Below are 17,775 nucleotides of genomic sequence, written 5' to 3'. Positions count from 1 at the left end.
CCCCTGTCGGGTTCGAACCGACGACCCCCGCTTTACAAGACGAACCCGGATCATGACGGGACGTGACGCCTTATGCCGCGTGGCGCTGAACCTGCAGGTCAGCGCCACGCAGCAGGTTCCCTAGTCCATGCTGCAACGGCTTTCTGCCACCGCGTCCGCTCACGCGGCGCTCACGCCGGAGGGCCGCATAGCTTTTCCGTCGCCCACCACGAGTCACCCCGGCGCCCCGCCTCCGGTCAGTCGTCGCCGTAACGCCCCCACATCGAACAGGCAGAAATTCCCCGCACGCCACGTCGGCATCCGATTAACTGGTGAGCTTCTCAACTGCATGCATCATTCGCCTGAATGACCGACTATTCCTCGCCGCCACATCCAGATCAATCAAGGATGAGAATTTCGCTTGATGGAGAGTCTCTTTGTACGACTCGTTCATCATCAGCTCCAGCTGCTTCTTGGCGTTCCTCTTCGATTCTGGATTGGGTGGCGAAGTCGCGTCGCTGCGGACAGATGAGTGGCAGCGGAGAGACTCTGCAGCTGCTAGGAACCACGCCTCATATTCATGAAACGCAATCACAACTTCTACCGGAACTGAAAATGCGCCCGGCTCAGGGGATATCTGGCGAGCCAGCTCTACGGGGCATTGCACGTCATCGTCATCCCCGTCGCGGACAATTAGCACTCCGCCGGCTCTACCCCGAACGCGAACCTCCTGAAGGCGCACCGCCTTGTCCAACTCTTCGCGCTTGCGCATTTTTCCAGAGTCGAGCCGAAAGGGCTGTGCGACTTCAATGAATATCCCGAGCTTTTCGCCGATTCGAGTGATCAGTTGCCGCACGGCCGCAACCTCGCCATGGCCTTCAACGATCGGGGCTATGATTGGAGAGTAATTCACTGGGATGCCGCCGGAAGAAGTTGGTCGTTGCGAAGCAGTTCGCCAGGGGTGTATAGGTGTTCGCGTAGCGCCACAGCGCCCGCTTCATCCAACTCGCCAATGTGAGTCTCGCCACCAATAGATCGCACCGCGCGAATCTCTTCCAGGCTGAAGTCATTCCGATCTAGCAGATCGGGGCTATGGCTGGTCACAATCACTTGACGACGCTCAGATGCATCGCGGAGCGCATCAAGAAGCACGCCTGCAGCAGCAGGGTGAAGCGCACTCTCTGGTTCCTCAATTCCAACTGTGCTGAGAGTGGATCCGGTTCCAGCAAACAAAGATACGAGGACTCCAAGCGCGCGGAGCGTACCATCAGAGACTGATTGCGCCTGAAATCTCCACGCGTTCTTCGCCCCCGGGACATCTTGGCTAAATACAAGGGTTTCCCAGTTGCCCAGCTCGGAACGGGATACACCTTGGATACCGGGGACAATGTTCTGCAGATAGCTCTCAATACGCGCCTTGTCTGCAGAACCCTGATCACTGCGCTCTAGCCTATGCAGCACGCTGGCAATATTAGCCCCATCGCGGTGGAGGAAATCTCCGGCATCCGGCGTCTGAGGCTGGCGTATCACATCAGGATTCAAACTGAAAACGCTAATCCCAGCCAGTCCGTCAAATACAGGCCGGAAAGAGTCAAGCCCTGCCGCAGACACCAGATATAGGCGCTGCTCGCTTACTGGCGGCATGACAGGTTCGCTTTGCTCGGCCAGAACGCCATTCTCGACCCTAAAGTACGCCTCAACAGGAAGCGGGCTATCCTCGGATGGGAGCTGATTCCAGACCCTGCAATACTCCTTCGAGATTCGGAAGCCTCCACCCTTGACCGCACCTACCTCAAACCCATACTCCCCAGAGAATGCAGGGCTCTCAAATGAAAGGTCGATCGAGAAATGCGTCGGGTGACCCGTGGATCGCCGTCGGACTTCTGCCACCCCGCCACGCGTACGGAGCGCTTGGTCGAGGGACGTTTGCAGCGACTCGGACACAAGGCGTAGGGCATCCAAGAAGTTGCTTTTGCCAGAACCGTTGGGGCCCACGAGCAGCAGGAGCCGACCCAACTGCACGTTGGCCGAAGCGATGCTCCTGTAGTGCCGTAGCCGGACGCGGGTCAACAAGAAGTAGTTGTGCTGCATGAGATCAGTCTGGCATCGCATCGGTGGGATCTTCGAGACCCTAGCCGCTACTACTTAGCACTCGTAACACGATCTTGCTGATCGTTTGCTGATGCGCACGGCTGCTGTGACGCCCCGTCTGTTCGCGATGGCATGAGCAGGAGCACTGGCTCATAGGTGCCGAGCTGTGGGCCCCGGCCGAGCGCTTGTCGCCAGCCCGGCCGAAACGTGCCTGGCCCTCCTCACCTGCGTCTGCTGATGGCAGCACTCGTATACGGATGAGCAGTCTCGACGGCGTGGTCACAAGCGACAGACCAGGAGCCCACCGAGGCATTCGATCTTGAACAGCCCGTCCCTCCTGATCACGGCAGTAACGATCTCTTCAGCCCGGCTGACGGTCTCGTGGAACGGGACACCGGCTTGGTCGGCCCACGCCTCATAGGAGGCGAGGTGGGCCACGATTGGTGAGGGGTCGGTGAGCTCGATGGTGCCGGGCAGGTTCCGGACTCGGATGTCCTTGAACGCCGTCGTGAGGTAGCCGGAGGCCTTCTCCAGTGAGAAGCGGGAGCTGAGGGAGACCCGTGCCGGCCCCTCGGGAACCCCGAGGACGTCGCCGGCGGCTCGGGCCCAAAGTTGATCCAGATCCTGTTTGTCAGTTTCGCTGTTGGTCGAGGCGATGAGCACGCCGCCAGGCCGGAGGACGCGGGCCAGTTCCTTGATCGTGGCCTCGATGTCGCCGACGTGGTAGAGCATGTGCAGGGCCAGCACGGCGTCGGCGCTGTCGTCGGCGAAGGGCAGAACCTGGGCGTCGGCGACCACGACCGGCTTCGCGACGTCGGCGAGGATGCCCGCCGAGATGTCCATCCCGACGACCTGAAGGTCTGGGCGGTCCTTGTGCAGGCGGCTGACGAACTTGCCGTTGCCGCAGCCGACGTCGAGGACGATCCCGCTCGTACCGGCCAGCTCTTCGACGACGAGCCCGGGCAGGTCGTACTGCGGCTGCTGCCACCGGTAGATCGACTGGCGGGCGGCCAGGTGGCGTCCGTCGGCGTAGGCGCTGTTCGCGAGGATCGCTTTGTCGGCGACTGCGGCGTCCTGCTGTGCGGTGTTGCTCGTCACTGGGGCAGCTCCGGAGGGTTCGTGAGTGCGGGTCGAGAGCAGGCTTCTCTGACATTCTCACGGAGACTCAGGGCAATCGGGGAGCCTGCGTAGGCAGGCCCGGCGAGACGAGTACTCAGCGACCGAAGGCGGCTGGAGATGCTCGCTGTTCGCCGCTCCGGTGCGGCGTCCAGCACCACCGAGAGCTTCTCCTGCACGCCGTCGAGGTCGCCGTGGGCGAGGTGGGCGTTGGCGAGGTCAAGGCGGGCGGCCAGCAGGTCGCCAGAGGACTGTTCCTGCTGCGGTCCGGACTCATACAGGGCGATGGCCCTGTAGGACGCCTCGATGGCGCGGTTCACATGCGACCGGGTACCCAGGGCAAGGAGGGCGGTGCCCGCATAGGTCCACTGCTTGGCCTCGGGGAACGTGAACACGCCGGGAAGATCCACGGCGGCTACTGTGCTCCGCGCCGCCTCGGCAGCTTCCACGGCTCGTAGCGCGCTCGCGGTGTCGCCGAGCGCGGCGGTGGCACGCGCTTCGAGGCTGAGCAGGCGGGCTGCGATCGTCCCGCTGTCCGCGTACGGCAGTCCGGCTCTGGCCAGCTCGGCGGCTTGGCGGTGCTCCTGCTGCCAGTAGGCGATCAGGGACTGGACGGATCGGATCCAGGCCCGGAGACCGTTGTGGCCGGCTGACTCCGCGCAGCGCCAGGCCGTTCGCGAATGCGTAGCCGCAGCTGCGTACTGGCCGAGGTCGAGGGCGACATGGGTCGCCAGGCCACAGAGGCGTCCAGCCTGCAGGTAGAGACGGCTTGTCTGGTGGGGGTGTTGGCGGCCTCGGAGTAAGTCGAACACTCCTCGCCGGAGGGCTCCGATGTCGTGGAAGAGCTCGGATACCGGCTTGCTCACGTAGTCCCCTGCCAGCCTCGCGATGTCCGCGTCGATTTGTTCAAGCAGCGTGTCGTCCACGTTGGACGTGCTCGCGAAGCGAAGGAAGACCGCGGACTCTGCCGAGTCTGCTGCCACGGCCACTACGAGATCGTTGTCGCGGTCCGTACGTCGGGCAGGCACACGAGGCGCGGCCTCGCAGACGCTGCTGGGCGGTGGAACTGCTTCGGTGGCTGCAGGGGGTGCTGCCAGCAAGTCGGCCAACTGGTCGACCGAGAGTTCCAGGACGCGGGCGAGCTTCGGCCGCATCCAGGGCTGTGGGGCACCCCTGCCGCTCTCCCACCGCCCCACGGTCGTACGGTCCACATCGAGGGCTTCAGCCAGGGATTCCTGGGTGTGGCCAACCACCTCCCTGCGCTGGATCAGCCGGGACCTCCTGGATGCCATCCCGCGTCCTCCAGAGGTACGTCAGTTCGTCTGCAGCCATAAAAGGCCAGGTCATGCCCGGGTTTGCAGCACGGATGCCTCATTGCCGCCTCAATTCTGCTCTGGTTCACCGTCGTTGGAGGCGGTTCTGTAGATACCTGCCGGGTGAATCCCGGCGCGAATCGGCCCGCTGCCGACCTCGTCCCGGTGAAAGGTCCGCGCTCATGTCCGTCTCCACTCGGTACGCCACTGCCCCTGCCCCGTTCGGCTTTCGCGTGCTGCCCAGTGCCGAGGCCGTGCCGGACGCCCGGCGGCGGGTGATACGGACCGTGCGCGGCTGGGGCCTGCCGCTGGCGGAAGACGCTCTCCGCGATGTCGAGTTGCTGTCCAGCGAGCTAATCACCAACGCCGTGTCCCACACCCATGCCCCGTGCGTCGTGTGCGTGTCCTGGGACGGTGAACGACTGCGCGTCGAGGTGACGGACGTCGGCCACGAGCTTCCGGCTGTCGGCGGGATCGATCTCGACGCCACCGACGGGCGAGGGCTGTTCCTGGTGGCCGCGCTCGCGACGAACTGGGGCGCCGAGCCGGACCCCGCCGGCAAGCGGATCTGGTTCGAGGTCGACACCACCGCCGCCGTCTCGGGCGACGAGCGACTCACCGCGCTGGTGAGGGCCGCGGCCCCGAAGGCACGGGCCGTCGTCCCGACCAGTGTCTGACAAGACTTCCTCCCGCCCCGGCGCGGGCTTGGGGGATGCAGGTGGCCGCGCTGGTCAACAGCCACGCGGCAAGAGCACCTGAGGTTCCTTGCCAACGGCTTGCCCTGGCAACGGATCCATCGCTGCACCCACGACGGGGCCGGACAGTCGGCCCGCCCCATGAAACCGAAGGAGTGCTTCATGCCCGAGAACCTGACGACCGGCACCGAGCTGGAGGGCGACGGCCTGCTGGTCGCCCGTACGAAGGTCGCCGCGGCCCGCTCGCGTGGCGAACAGCCGTCGGACGGCGGCTCCACCGGCCGAACCGACACCAACGACTGACGGCTGCATCACGATGACCGCCGAGCACCTCTCGGTGGTTGAGCGCCTGGGCGGGGATGACTTCCTCGCCCAGACGCTCGGCCGCAGCTTCAAGGTCGCACGCGGCGAAGCCGCGTCGCTCGCCGGGCTGATGAGCTGGGATGACCTCAACGCCATCCTGACCCATCACCGGTTCGAACCCCCTCGCTTCCGCCTCGCCGCCAACGGGGAGCAGGTGCCCGCGCACACCTACTCCCGGCCGATCACCACCCGGCGGAGCACCGTCTGGCACCAGCTCCAGCCCTCCGAGTTGCACCAGCGTCTCGCCGAGGGCGCCACGCTGGTCCTGGACGCCGTCGACGAACTCCACCCCGGTATCGGTGCTTTGGCCGGCCAGCTGGAGCGCTGGCTGCGAACCGGCGTGCAGGTCAACCTGTACGCCTCCTGGACCGGCACCGAGGGCTTCGGCATCCATTGGGACGATCACGACGTGGTCGTCGTCCAGCTCGACGGCGCCAAGCGCTGGCGCATCTACGGCCCCACCCGCACAGTGCCGATGCATCGCGACGTCGAGACGCCCGAGCCGCCGCCCGAAGAGCCGATCGCCGATCTGGTCCTCACCGCCGGCGATGTGCTCTATCTGCCTCGGGGCTGGTGGCACGCCGTCGCCGCCTCCGAGGGCCAACACTCGTTGCACGTCACGTGCGGGCTGCAGAGCACGACGGGTGCCGACTTGATCACCTGGCTGTCGGAGATGTTGCGTGCCCACGAGGCTGTCCGGGCGGACATTCCCCGCTTCGGGGCCGCCGTGGAGCAGCGCGCCTTCCTCAACACGATCGGCAACCTCATCGCAGAAGAGCTGGCGAGTGACGACCTGATCGCCCGGTTCTCCTCCGCTCGCGACGCCACCGAGCGAGCCCGGCTCGCGCCGTCGCTGCCCCACATCGCGGCAGCCCCGCCGAATGCCGACCTGCGGGTATGCCTGGTTGTCACGCGGCCCGCGCTCACGACCGTGTCCGACGACACCGTCCGGCTGACCGCCGGCGGCGAGGAGTGGACGTTCGCCGCCAAGGCCGAGCCGATGCTCGCGCTCCTCGCCGACGGGGAACCTCACCGGCTGGCCGATCTCGCTCAGGCCGCAGGCATCACTCTCGGCCAGGCGGCCGGTGTCGTGACGGAGCTGGTTGACGGCCAGGCCGCCGCGATCGGAGGTACGCGATGACGGCCCGGCTGGGCCTCGGCACCTACCGCTGCCTAGATGCGGCCGAGGCCGCGCTGATGGCGGCCTCCCGTGGTGCCGACTGGGTGGACACAGCGCCCAACTACGCAGGCGGCCGGGCGGAGGCGTCACTCGCTGTGGCGCTGGCTGCCTACCCGGATCTGCGCGTGTCCACGAAGGTGGGCTTCGTCCCAGTCGGCGCCAGGCACGTCGGAGTACGAGTCGGTGCCCTGTCCGCGGCGGATGCCAAACACGGGCACTGCCTCGCCCCGGACTACATCGCCTGGCAGCTCGCGCGCAGCAGGCTCATGCTCGGCCGGGTACCCGACCTGGTGTTCGTGCACAACCCCGAGCACGCCTGCCCGGACGGCGGGATCACCGGACGGCTCTACAACGCCTTCCTGGCTCTGGAGGAGGCGTGCAGCCAACAGATCATCAGCGCCTACGGAGTGGCAACCTGGCGCGGTTTCAGCAGCGGCCTCTTTGACGTGCCCACGCTGGTCGAACTCGCGACCAAGGCGGGCGGGCCGAGTCATCACCTGTGGGCCATCCAGCTCCCGGTCTCCCTCGTCCACCTCGCGCCCGTTGCCCAGGCTCTCGACGGCCGCGGTCCGTTAGCCGACGCCCTGGCCGCGGGACTGGAGGTGTTCACCTCCGCCCCGCTTCACGGCGGTGAGATCCCCGGCCTGGTGACCCCGGAACTGTCCGAGCTGATCACTCCTGGCAAGACCCCTGCCGAGACCGCCCTCGCCGTCGTTGCTTCAGCCCCAGGGGTGAAGCGCGTGCTCCTGTCGACGGGAAACCCGGAACACTGGATGCGGGCCGCCGAAGCCGTCGGCCAACCGCCGTTGTCTCCGGACGTACTCCGAAGGGTCGTTGATGTACTCGGAACCTGAGCCGGACACCGCCAAGCGGATGCGCGGGATGCACGCCACAGCAGCAGCGGTGCTCGACGCGACGCCGATCGGCTCGCGCGAAGCGTGGGGCTGGCGCGGGCGCACCCTCAGCCGCCCGGTTGCCACGGCGTCCGGCGAGGGCTGGCTCCGCCTCGTGTCCGCCCCGGCCGACAAGGCCGGCGGAAAGCTCTGGGAGGGACCTCAGGAGGCGGAACGGCGCATGCCTCCTGAGGTCCCCAGGCCGCGCCTGCGGGAGTGGCGTACCTGGACCGTGGGTGAGCACGGCTACCTGGCGGAGCTGTACGACAAGATCGCCGCCTCCACCGTCACTACCCACGAGCCAATCCTCCGGGAAGCACCTGACCTGGACGACGCCTGGTGGGACTCGCTCAGCACCGCCCTCGACGCCATTGCCACCGTTCCCAGCGACCGGGTGGCGGTCCGGCAGGAATACTTGGACCGCGCCATGCCCCAGTACCTGGGCATCCCCGTCAACACCACCGTTCCCGCCTGGGCGACGGCCCACGGCGACCTGCACTGGGCCAACCTCACGAGCCCTACGCTCACCGTGCTCGACTGGGAGGGCTGGGGCGTCGCGCCCGCAGGCTACGACGCAGCTCTCCTATACGCCTACAGCCTCCTCGTCCCGGAGACTGCCGCCGAGGTCCACCGCCGCCTCGCTCACGTCCTCGCCACCCCAGCCGGGCGCTTCGCTGGACTGGTCGTCATCACCGAACTACTCCAAACCACCACGCGAGGCGACGGTCTCGACCTCGAGGGGCCCCTGCGTACGTGGCTCTCGGAGATCACCGGATGAGAGCACCTCTGCGAACGGCGCAGGCGCCACGACGGCCGTTCTCGCCATCGGCGACGCTCTGGAACCCTCACTTCGCCGGCCGAGATCGAGCGGTGACAGTTGCCATGGAGATCTTTCGCAACACCACCGAAGGCAAGGTCGGTGCAGCGTAGCCTGCAGATGTGACAGATCATCACGTGCCAGCAGTCTCAGCCCCAGGACCGCCTGACTTCCAACTACATACGCTCGGGTGGCGCGCCTTCCAGGACTTAGTGGCAATGATCTTCCGCGAGGTGATTGGGCAATTCTTTCAACCCTTCGCGGACAGTGCGGATGGCGGAAGGGACGGCTCCTTCTATGGCGAGTGGAGAAGTCATCCCGGCGCCATGTCGGAAATACCTCCAGGAACTGGCGCTTTCGTGATCCAGTGCAAGCATACTAATCGCGACTCCACGGTAACCGCTGCGAGCCTTCGGGACGAATTTGCCAAGGTCCCACGACTTGTACAAGCCAACCTGTGCGAGACATATATCCTGGTCAGCAACGCGCGACTCAGCGGCAACGCCGAGGAAGCAATCGTTAACAGGTTGAGAAAATTGGGGGTGAAATATCCCCTAGTTCTTGGCGGGCGCTGGTTAAACCAAACAATTGCCGCAAACCCGCGCCTTCGGATGCTAGTCCCACACACATATGGGCTGGGTGACCTGTCGCAAATTATCGACGGACGAGCTTACGCCCAATCGCGCGCCTTCCTTAATTATCTAAGCGACGACCTGTCAACATTTGTCGCCACGAGGGGCTACTATCGCGCCACTGAATCGCTTTCCGCCGAAAACTTTGTCTTGCTCCTCGGCGAGCCTGCGGTCGGCAAGTCAGCAATCGCAGCAGCTCTAGCTGTCGCCGCGATTGATAATTGGGGTTGCAATGTCGTGCTCGCAGGCAGCGCCATTGAGGCAGTGGAGCACTGGAACCCCTACGAGCCTAATCAATTCTTCTGGATCGACGATGCTTTTGGCTCCGTCAGGCACGAGCGAGGAATGACAGACGAGTGGTGTCGTAGACTTCCGAAGATAATGGCCGCCGCAAGCATGGGGGCAAAGTTCGTCTTGACCTCGCGAGATTATATCTACAAGGAAGCTCGCAGATACCTCAAGGAGTACTCTTACCCGCGCTTTCGGGAGGGCAAGGTCGTCGTAAGCGTGGAGGATCTGGACTACGTTAGCCGCCAGCAGATACTCTACAACCATCTTCGAATGGGTGATCAACCGCCGCGGTTCTTGTCGTGGATCAAGCCACACCTAGAAGTAGCCGCTTCGGTCGAGCCGTTTCGCCCGGAGGCGGCACGACGCCTGGGATCTTCAAGATTCACCCAAGGCTTGTGTATCACGCGGAGACCCGTTCAGGAGTTTATGGCGGACCCGGGATCTTTCCTTCGGGACGTATACGCCGGCATGGAGCGGTCTCATATTGGCGCTCTGGCCCTCGTCTACATGGCCGTCAATCTTCCCAGCCCCATCCATCTAAGCGATTTCCAGTCCGCCGCCCTTACTAGAATCGGGTGCTCATCCGCCAGCGCCCTCCAATCGCTCTCGCAATTGGAGGGAACATTCCTGCGCTACGGAAGCTCCGATTCCGACGGAGGCGCGGACTGCTGGTCTTTTCGACATCCAACGCTACGCGAGGGGTTCGCCGCCTTGATGGCGGAGGATCCCACCATGTTGGATCTCTTCATTGAAGGGATCCAAGATGCCTCTGGGTTGTCGCGCCTTGACGCGCTCAACGGAAAATCCGTGGGTACGCTCGTTAGGATTCCACCCAAACTCTACCCCCGCCTTTCCGAGATCCTTTGCCAAATTCGACCGACTACCCAAGACCATAGGTCTTGGAGCCAGTATTGTCGATTTCTCGCATACCGTTGCAGCGACGGCTTCCTCACGCTGCACATGGCGCGAGATTGGTCCCTGGTCGAGGTATTGCTGAAAATTAGGCCGATCCTAGCGCTTTCCCCAGAGGTTGATGTACTCGCCAGACTACGGACCGCAGGAATTCTCGACGAGCACACAAGGCATCGCGCACTGAAGGAAATCAAGAGGATTACGGAAGAGTTTCCCGATGGATCATGGTTCGACTCTCCCGACTTTCGACTACTGATGGATCCGGGTGAGCTAATGGCCATTTCGCTCTCGGCTCGCAGATCCATCATCCCGCGCCTCGGCGAAATTTTGAGAGATTGGTCCGATCGGGCTCCCCAGGATGGCGACGCCACCTCCCATTATCGCCCTCTCTGCGAATCTTTCTACGCTTTTCAGGAGCTCATGAGATCGGATGACTCTGCGGTGTGGGAGCTCGAGAAGGCGCTCAGAGCTATCGACGAGATCAGCCGCCCTGAAAAGTTCAAGAATCAACAGTTTCTCACTCAGTCCGGCGTCCTCCACTCACCTAACGAGGAGGATCTCCATCCTGGATCAGTAGCTTCTCGCAGCACCTTCGACGATTTGTAGCAAGCAGGCTCTAATGCCGCAAACTGTCCAATCAGGCAAATGGCATGAGTTCGTCGCTATACCTCTGAATCAGTCCCAGCCGCCTGTGCCGCCCACTGCCAGAAAGCCTCCGTCGGCTCAGGCGATGGCGACGGCTGACGACGCCGAAGATGGCAGGCAGGGCAGCGCCGCCCGGCTGGTGGCTACCCGCCCTCGCCTTCCTGCGCGTGCCACATGCGTGCGAATGCCGTAGGACCGTAGTACGCGACAACTTGCTCCGCCCCGAGGGCGCGGGCCGGGGTAAGGATGACTTACCCCACAACTTGCTCCGCCTGCGGCATCAGTCCGGTCACTCCCGGCGGCCTGTCCATCGCGGTGCTCCTGAACAACAGGACGGCGTTGCAGTCGTCCCACTCGTTGCATGGCTGGTCAGGGTGGTACGGGTGGTGATCCAGGGACGGTAGGACTCGTTGCGGGGAAGCGACCCGTCCCCGCCCTGAGCTGGGCGGGGACGGGTGGTACGGGTGGTGGTGGGTCAGGTGCCGGTAGCGAGTTGCTCGACGGGCTCCGGGCAGTAGCGGCTCCAGGGGTCGACGAAGCTGTTGCGGGTGAAGCCCTTGCGCTGGGTGTCGCGGTCGAAGCGGATGTTCGCCGAACTGATGCCGTAGTCCTTGAGCAGGAGCTGTAGGCCGCGCGCCGTCAAGCCGTTGATGCCGTACTCAGCCCAGGGAGCCTCGCTGTCGGCGTTCAGGGCGGTCAGGAGGTGCTCGGTGGACAAGGCGTCCGGGTTGCCGCCTGCGGTGAAGACGCGCCTGATGTCGGCCAGGATCCTGGTCTTCAGGCCGCCGTCCTCGTCCTGGCCGGACTCGTGCGCGGTCATGGCGCGACAGGCCGCGCGGGCGCGTGCGGGCCAGTCGCCCCCGGCGAGGTCGGCGACCGACACCAGGGGCTCCCAGGTGTCGGCCGCACGGTCCTCGACCGGCATCGGCGGCTCCATGTCGGCTGCCGTGTCGGTCAAGGGTGCCAGCCAGGCCCGGAGGCCGTTGCGGGTGCGGTGCAGGGCCGGGGTGTCGCGCTTGGAGCGGAACGCAGCGACCTGCTCGCCCGGTGCGCGGCGGCGCATGCGGATGACCACCGAGCGGTCCATGATCGTGTCCGGGAGGTCGCCGATCCCGGCCAGGGCCGCCATGGCGAAGGTGGGGAACTTCATCGGCTTGTGGTCGGGTCCGGACACCCGCAAGGTGGGCCGGTTGCGCTGGTGACCGGCGTTGAGCAGACCGCGCAGGTCCTCGTTCTTCTCCGCGGCCTTGATGCTGCCGAACAGGGTGTCCGCCTCGTCCACCAACAGGGTAGGCGGCTTGTCGGTGATCGACCGGAAGATGGCGGCCGGGGTGGCGTTGACCGTGATCAGCGGGTCGTGGACCGTCTCGGTGATCACGTCGAGCAGCCGGGACTTCCCGCACCGCTTGGCCGGGCCGATCACCGCCAGACGCGGCGCGTGCTGCCACGCGGGCTGCAAGTGCGTGGCAGCCACCCACAGGGTCACCGCGTCCAGCGCGTGGGCGGACGGCAGAATAACGAACCGGGCGATGGCTGACCGTAGTTCGGAAAGCAGTTCCGCGCCCGGGGTGGGCGGGCTGACCGGACTGACCGGGTCAGTGACCGGCTCGGTGGTGACCCGGTCGGTCAGGGCACCGGGCTCCCGGTCAGTCCAGTCGGTCAGTACGTCGTTCTGACCGACCGCCGATCGGTAGTGACCGGGTTGACCGGGGATGGCAACGGCGGGCCAGCCCTCCGCCGGGTCTCCCGACGCAGGCTGGCGGGAAGTAGAGTTCACGGTGAAGCTCCTCGCTGGTGCGCACGACCTCGACCGTCGCGCTGCCACCGGTTGAACTGATTCGCTGATCTGGGGACTTCGCCCGGCCCTCGGTGTTCGTAGCACCGAGGGCCATCGCATTCCCGGCCTGCCGAGCCGACGAGCCGACTTGGCTCAACTCGCAGGCGGGTGGAGTGCGTTGCGCCGGTTTGCGACCGGCGGGCGACGCGACGATACGACCGCCCTGACGGAAGATCCACCGCTCCGGCGGCAGTCCTCTCACGGCAGACAAACTCGTGGCCCGACCTGCGGCCTTGTCGTCACGCAGCCGCACCGTCCGGCGCGACGTCGATGCTCAGCAGCCGCAGGAGGTCTGCAGTGATCACCCGGTACTTCTTGCCCAACCGCAGCACGCGGCACGGGTAGGCGTCCCGCCTCGCCAGCTCGTAGCCCTTGCTGCGGCCAAGGCCGATGGCGCGGTTGGCGGTGTCCAGGTCGATGGCGGCCGGCAACGCGAGCAATTCCGCCCGGCTCATGCCCGTGAGCTCCTGGTTGCCCGTCTCAGTTCGCACGGCTGTCTCCATTCACAGGGGGCGAGCCCCGGTCTCGGCCCCGGCAAGTCCGGGATCGAGGAGCAGCTTGCATCGCAATAAAGTGTCGATATGACACACGATGAAGTGGAATCTTGGTCGGCGCAGGTCACGAGAACCGTGATCGCCGAGGTTCGTAAGTGCCGGAAGGAGCTGGGCATGACCGCGCAGGACCTGGCCGACGCCTGTGACGAGCTGGGCCACCCCATCCCGCGCAACGTCATAGCGAACTGGGAGTCCGGGCGCCGGCTGACCCTCACCGTCCCGGAGCTGCTCGTGCTCGCCAAGGCAGTCGACACGCCGCCGGCCGCCCTGGTCTTCCCGCTCGGCGGGAGCACCAACGTGGACTGCCTCCCGCACGAGAGCCGAGACCCGTGGACGGCGTTCAGCTGGTTCACCGGCGAGGACCTGGGCTTCGGCGACGCGGCCGTGTTTCGCGAGTACGCGGACGTCGAGCACCGCATCCGGACCGGACACCACGACGCCTGGCAGCTCCAGTTCTCCAGCGCGAGGGAGGACTGGCCGCACGGCGCCGAACCCAAGTTCGGCCGTCTTGTGAAGGCCGTTCGCTCGGAGCTCGTGCCGATCCGACACCGCATGCGCAAGCTGGGGCTGACTCCCCCTCCGCTCCCCAGCCACCTCGCATTCCTCGACACCGACCACAAGGACGACCAGTTGAAGGAGGGAACCCCGTGAAGGGCTCCACCTACCACCGCTGCTACTGCCGGGACGCCGACACGGGCAAACCGCTCGGCAAGGCGTGCCCGAAGCTCAGCAGCCGCAAGCACGGCTCCTACGCGGTCCGCCAGGAGCTGCCCAACCGCGAGGACGGCTCACGCCGGTCCTTCAACCGCTCCGGCTACGAGTCCCGCAAGGCCGCTCAGGCCGACCTCGACCAGGTCCGCGAGCTGCTGCACATCCCCGACTCGGACGACCCCGAGGGCCTCGCGCAGATCGCCGATCTGCTGGAGAAGGTCGCCCACGAGAAGGCCCCCGTGCCCGATGTCGAGGAGACCAGGCGCCGGCTCGCATCCGGGCAGGACCTACAGAACCGGCTCACCGTCGGCGAGTGGCTCGACCAGTGGCTGGCGGGCAAGCGCGGCCGCCAGACCGCGATCAGCCGCGACGAGAGCAGCATCCGGCTCTACATCAAGCCGCGGATCGGCCACATCCGGCTCGACCGCCTCCGGGTCCGGCACCTGGAGGAGATGTTCGCGGCCATCGAGGAGGCGAACATCGAGATCGCCGAGGCGAACGCCCAACGACAGGCCGCCATCGACGAGCTGGCGCAGATCCCATGGAAGGGACGGGAGTTCCGCGCGCAGCGCAAGGCTCTCAAGGCTGCCATCGCCGAGATGGAGCCGTTCCGCCGGACCGTCAGCGCAGCAGCCTGCCAGCGGATCCGCTCCACGCTCCGGGCTGGCCTCAACGCCGCGATCCGGCGGCAGATCATCACCTTCAACCCGGCCTCCCACGTCGAGCTGGAGTCCGCGAGGCGACCCAAGCCGCTCGTGTGGACCGAGGAGCGGATAGAGCACTGGGAGCTCACCGGCGAGCGGCCGTCCCCGGTGATGGTCTGGACGCCGGAGCAGACGGGCCTGTTCCTCGACCAGGCCGCCGGGGATCGCCTGTACGCGCTGTTCCACCTGGTCACCTTCCGAGGGCTCCGGCGCGGTGAGGCGTGCGGTCAGCGCTGGGCTGACACCAACCTGAAGGCTGGGCTCCTCACCGTGGCCAAGCAGCTCGTTGTGGACGGCTGGACGGTCTACGAGGACGACCCCAAGACCGACGCGGGCGCCCGCACGATCGCGCTCGACTCCGAGACGGTCGCCGTCCTGGCGGCGCACCGCGAGCGACAGCGAGCCGATCGCGAGCAGTGGGGCGACGCCTGGGTCGAGACCGGCCGGGTCTTCACCAAGGAGAACGGCGAGTGGCTGCACCCGACCGCTGTGACCGACCGGTTCCGCGGGCTGGCCGAGGAGGCCGGCCTGCCGCCGATCCGGCTGCACGACCTGCGGCACGGCGCGGCCACGCTCGCTCACGCGGCGGGTGCGGACCTGCACTCGATCAAGGAGATGCTCGGCCATTCCTCGATCGGCATCACCTCGGACACGTACACGACCTTGCTCCCGCAGGTCGACCGGGCGATTGCTGAGGCGGCAGCCCGGCTCGTACCCCGGGCGAACAGGCCGCGCAAGGATGCCCAGTCCACGGCAGCCACCCAGCCCACCACGCCATCCGCTCACGCATCGCTCACGCAAACGGCCTCGGACGAGAAGTCCGAGGCCGGTGGTCAAGCTTCCAGAAGGCCAAACCTGCAGCTCATCCGGGGTGGTGCCGAGAGCCCCCTGTCGGGTTCGAACCGACGACCCCCGCTTTACAAGAGCGGTGCTCTGGCCAGCTGAGCTAAGGAGGCACGGTGGCCGTCCGCGATGGATCACGGCGGCACCGGGGGCAGTCTACCGGGCCCGGGTGACGGGATGGGGGGATATCCGGGGGTTGGTGGGATGGATGGGCGTGATGGAACCGATGCCGAAATCGGGTCGGGTGGGGGCTGACAAGCGGCGGATGCGCAGGTAGCGTCGCCGGGAGCCGGCTCGTGCAGTGGTTCAGACCACTGACGGGTCGGCGGAGCACAACAGACCCCCTTTACTCGGATCGTCCGGCACGTTCCTGCCGGTGAAGGAGAACAACGACCATGGCTTCTGTCACGTACGACAAGGCGACCCGCGTCTACCCCGGGGCGGACAAGCCCTCGGTGGACGCGCTGGACCTGGAGATCGCGGACGGCGAGTTCCTCGTGCTGGTCGGCCCCTCGGGCTGCGGCAAGTCGACCAGCCTGCGCATGCTGGCCGGTCTGGAGGACGTCAACACCGGTGCGATCCGGATCGGCGACCGCGACGTCACCCACCTGCCGCCGAAGGACCGGGACATCGCCATGGTGTTCCAGAACTACGCGCTCTACCCGCACATGACCGTCGCCGACAACATGGGCTTCGCGCTCAGGATCGCCGGCGTGAACAAGGCGGAGATCCGCACCAAGGTCGAGGAGGCCGCGAAGATCCTCGACCTCACCGCGCTGCTGGACCGCAAGCCGAAGGCGCTCTCCGGCGGTCAGCGCCAGCGCGTCGCGATGGGCCGCGCGATCGTCCGCCAGCCGCAGGTCTTCCTGATGGACGAGCCGCTGTCGAACCTGGACGCCAAGCTCCGTGTCTCGACCCGCACCCAGATCGCCGGCCTCCAGCGCCGTCTGGGCATCACCACGGTGTACGTCACCCACGACCAGACCGAGGCGCTCACCATGGGCGACCGGGTCGCGGTGCTCAAGGACGGTCTGCTCCAGCAGGTCGACACCCCGCGCACCATGTACGACAAGCCCGCCAACCTCTTCGTGGCCGGCTTCATCGGCTCGCCGGCCATGAACCTGGTCGAGGTGCCGCTGGTGGACGGCGGCGTGAAGTTCGGCGGCTCGGTCGTCAACATCTCCCGCGAGGACCTGGCCGGCGCCGGCACCGACAAGACCGTGACCGTCGGCATCCGCCCCGAGCACTTCGAGGTCGTCCCGTCGGGCGGCATCGAGGGCGTCGCGGTGACCGTCAACGTGGTCGAGGAGCTCGGCTCGGACGGCTTCGTCTACGGCACCACCCAGATCGGCGGCAAGGACCACGAGCTGGTCGTCCGCGTGCCCGGCCGCCAGATCCCGGCCCGCGGCGAGACCATCCACGTCGTGCCGATCGCCAACGAGACCCACGTCTTCTCCACCACCTCCGGCCTGCGCCTGAGCAACTGACGCAACCCTGCGCCACACCTCGGAGCCCGTCGGACCCTCGTGGTCCGGCGGGCTCCGTCCGTACACCCCCGCGTCAACACGGCGCGGGGACGAACCGGACACCGCGTCACTCGATGGTGTAACGGAGGGCGATCGGGCCCGCACTCACCGCTACTCTCCTGAGGGTGAAGCAGCTTGTGCGCCGTATCGGCCAGACCGTCGCCCTGACCCTGCCGGTCGTCCTGGTGACCACCGGCACCCTCGCCGTGACCCGGGTCCCGTGGGCCCCGCCGACCGGGCTCGACCAGCAGGTCGTGGCGGCGTCCAGCGGCGATGGCGCCGGGATCGGGCGCTCCAACACCGCGGTCGGCGCCGCGGTCAAGCCCGCGGACGGGCTCGCCCCGCAGGAGTCGCTGCGGGTGGTGCTGCTGGACGAGCTGCGCGCGAAGAACCCTTCCGCCGCGCTGGACCTGCTGGAGCGGTCGATGCGCGAGCAGCCGTCGCTGACGCCCTACTGCACCTCGCTGGCCGGCGAGTTGGGCAAGGCGGCGGTGCGCAAGTACCAGGGCGACGTCCAGCGGGCCCGCTCCTTCGCCCGTCCGGTCTGCGACGGCTCGTTCGCGGCCGGCGTCGTCGGCTGACCAGGCCGAGGACGCCGAGACAGCCGAGGAAACCCGAGGCACCCGAGGAAGCCGAGGGCCCGAGTCTCCCAAGGCGGCGGACGCCTCCCGTC

General features: G+C 66.3%; 15 protein-coding genes, 1 tRNA gene and 1 pseudogene. 10 read left to right on the top strand and 7 right to left on the bottom strand.

Going from position 1 to position 17,775, the window contains the following annotated elements:
* Nucleotides 1-304: 304 nt before the first annotated feature.
* From ACFU7Y_RS21140 to ACFU7Y_RS21125, 4 genes are all read right to left on the bottom strand, one after another.
* Nucleotides 305-892: a DUF4276 family protein gene (locus ACFU7Y_RS21140; protein ID WP_380769256.1), complete on the bottom strand. Its 588-nt coding sequence runs from the start codon at nucleotides 890-892 to the stop codon at nucleotides 305-307.
* Nucleotides 889-2,070 carry an AAA family ATPase gene (locus ACFU7Y_RS21135; protein ID WP_380769255.1) on the bottom strand — a complete coding sequence of 394 codons (1,182 nt, stop codon included), beginning with the start codon at nucleotides 2,068-2,070 and terminating at the stop codon, nucleotides 889-891. Before ACFU7Y_RS21135 ends, ACFU7Y_RS21140 begins: the two co-directional genes overlap by 4 nt.
* A 279-nt stretch (nucleotides 2,071-2,349) precedes the next feature.
* On the bottom strand, nucleotides 2,350-3,168 hold the full coding sequence (locus ACFU7Y_RS21130; protein ID WP_380769253.1) for a class I SAM-dependent methyltransferase: 819 nt from the start codon (nucleotides 3,166-3,168) through the stop codon (nucleotides 2,350-2,352).
* Entirely contained in the window at nucleotides 3,165-4,478 is a 1,314-nt protein-coding gene (locus tag ACFU7Y_RS21125) for a helix-turn-helix transcriptional regulator (RefSeq protein WP_380769251.1), read from the bottom strand. Before ACFU7Y_RS21125 ends, ACFU7Y_RS21130 begins: the two co-directional genes overlap by 4 nt.
* 203 nt (nucleotides 4,479-4,681) lie before the next feature.
* Between ACFU7Y_RS21125 and ACFU7Y_RS21120 the strand changes: the two genes are divergently transcribed.
* From ACFU7Y_RS21120 to ACFU7Y_RS21095, 6 genes are all read left to right on the top strand, one after another.
* Nucleotides 4,682-5,176, top strand: a complete 495-nt coding sequence (locus tag ACFU7Y_RS21120; protein WP_380769248.1) for an ATP-binding protein — start codon at nucleotides 4,682-4,684, stop codon at nucleotides 5,174-5,176.
* A gap of 180 nt (nucleotides 5,177-5,356) precedes the next feature.
* Nucleotides 5,357-5,497, top strand: a complete 141-nt coding sequence (locus tag ACFU7Y_RS21115) for a hypothetical protein (RefSeq protein ID WP_199807964.1) — start codon at nucleotides 5,357-5,359, stop codon at nucleotides 5,495-5,497.
* A gap of 13 nt (nucleotides 5,498-5,510) precedes the next feature.
* Nucleotides 5,511-6,698 carry a cupin domain-containing protein gene (locus ACFU7Y_RS21110; RefSeq protein ID WP_380769247.1) on the top strand — a complete coding sequence of 396 codons (1,188 nt, stop codon included), beginning with the start codon at nucleotides 5,511-5,513 and terminating at the stop codon, nucleotides 6,696-6,698.
* Complete coding sequence (locus ACFU7Y_RS21105) at nucleotides 6,695-7,591, top strand: aldo/keto reductase (RefSeq protein WP_380769245.1); 897 nt, start codon at nucleotides 6,695-6,697, stop codon at nucleotides 7,589-7,591. The genes ACFU7Y_RS21110 and ACFU7Y_RS21105 overlap by 4 nt, the downstream gene beginning before the upstream one ends.
* The gene (locus ACFU7Y_RS21100; RefSeq protein ID WP_380769243.1) at nucleotides 7,575-8,408 is read left to right on the top strand and encodes a hypothetical protein; all 834 of its coding nucleotides are present in this window, start codon (nucleotides 7,575-7,577) and stop codon (nucleotides 8,406-8,408) included. Before ACFU7Y_RS21105 ends, ACFU7Y_RS21100 begins: the two co-directional genes overlap by 17 nt.
* Before the next feature lie 257 nt (nucleotides 8,409-8,665).
* Complete coding sequence (locus tag ACFU7Y_RS21095) at nucleotides 8,666-10,888, top strand: hypothetical protein (RefSeq protein WP_380769241.1); 2,223 nt, start codon at nucleotides 8,666-8,668, stop codon at nucleotides 10,886-10,888.
* Nucleotides 10,889-11,402: 514 nt separating this feature from the next.
* Here ACFU7Y_RS21095 and ACFU7Y_RS21090 read toward each other — a convergent pair.
* Both ACFU7Y_RS21090 and ACFU7Y_RS21085 read right to left on the bottom strand, forming a co-directional pair.
* Nucleotides 11,403-12,704 (bottom strand): DUF3631 domain-containing protein, encoded by a 1,302-nt coding sequence (locus ACFU7Y_RS21090; protein ID WP_380769239.1) that lies wholly within the window; start codon nucleotides 12,702-12,704, stop codon nucleotides 11,403-11,405.
* A 299-nt stretch (nucleotides 12,705-13,003) separates the two neighbouring features.
* Nucleotides 13,004-13,219, bottom strand: coding sequence for a hypothetical protein (locus ACFU7Y_RS21085; protein ID WP_380769258.1), 216 nt, complete (start codon nucleotides 13,217-13,219; stop codon nucleotides 13,004-13,006).
* A gap of 126 nt (nucleotides 13,220-13,345) precedes the next feature.
* Between ACFU7Y_RS21085 and ACFU7Y_RS21080 the strand changes: the two genes are divergently transcribed.
* On the top strand, nucleotides 13,346-13,969 hold the full coding sequence (locus ACFU7Y_RS21080) for a helix-turn-helix domain-containing protein (protein ID WP_380769237.1): 624 nt from the start codon (nucleotides 13,346-13,348) through the stop codon (nucleotides 13,967-13,969).
* Nucleotides 13,966-15,495 (top strand): annotated as a pseudogene (xerC, locus tag ACFU7Y_RS21075) (tyrosine recombinase XerC); the annotation flags it as partial. The gene ACFU7Y_RS21080 and the pseudogene xerC, both read left to right, overlap by 4 nt.
* Before the next feature lie 120 nt (nucleotides 15,496-15,615).
* Here xerC and ACFU7Y_RS21070 read toward each other — a convergent pair.
* Nucleotides 15,616-15,689 (bottom strand) — tRNA-Thr (locus tag ACFU7Y_RS21070).
* A gap of 282 nt (nucleotides 15,690-15,971) precedes the next feature.
* Here ACFU7Y_RS21070 and ACFU7Y_RS21065 point away from each other — a divergent pair.
* Complete coding sequence (locus tag ACFU7Y_RS21065; protein WP_224283497.1) at nucleotides 15,972-17,063, top strand: ABC transporter ATP-binding protein; 1,092 nt, start codon at nucleotides 15,972-15,974, stop codon at nucleotides 17,061-17,063.
* A gap of 164 nt (nucleotides 17,064-17,227) precedes the next feature.
* Nucleotides 17,228-17,683 carry a hypothetical protein gene (locus ACFU7Y_RS21060; RefSeq protein WP_380769235.1) on the top strand — a complete coding sequence of 152 codons (456 nt, stop codon included), beginning with the start codon at nucleotides 17,228-17,230 and terminating at the stop codon, nucleotides 17,681-17,683.
* Nucleotides 17,684-17,775 lie beyond the last annotated feature (92 nt).

The sequence above is a fragment of the Kitasatospora sp. NPDC057542 genome (assembly GCF_042801945.1).
In the GTDB taxonomy this organism is placed as follows: Bacteria; Actinomycetota; Actinomycetes; order Streptomycetales; family Streptomycetaceae; genus Kitasatospora.
Note: the sequence above shows the minus strand (reverse complement) of the source record. Positions and strands in the feature narration are given on the sequence as shown.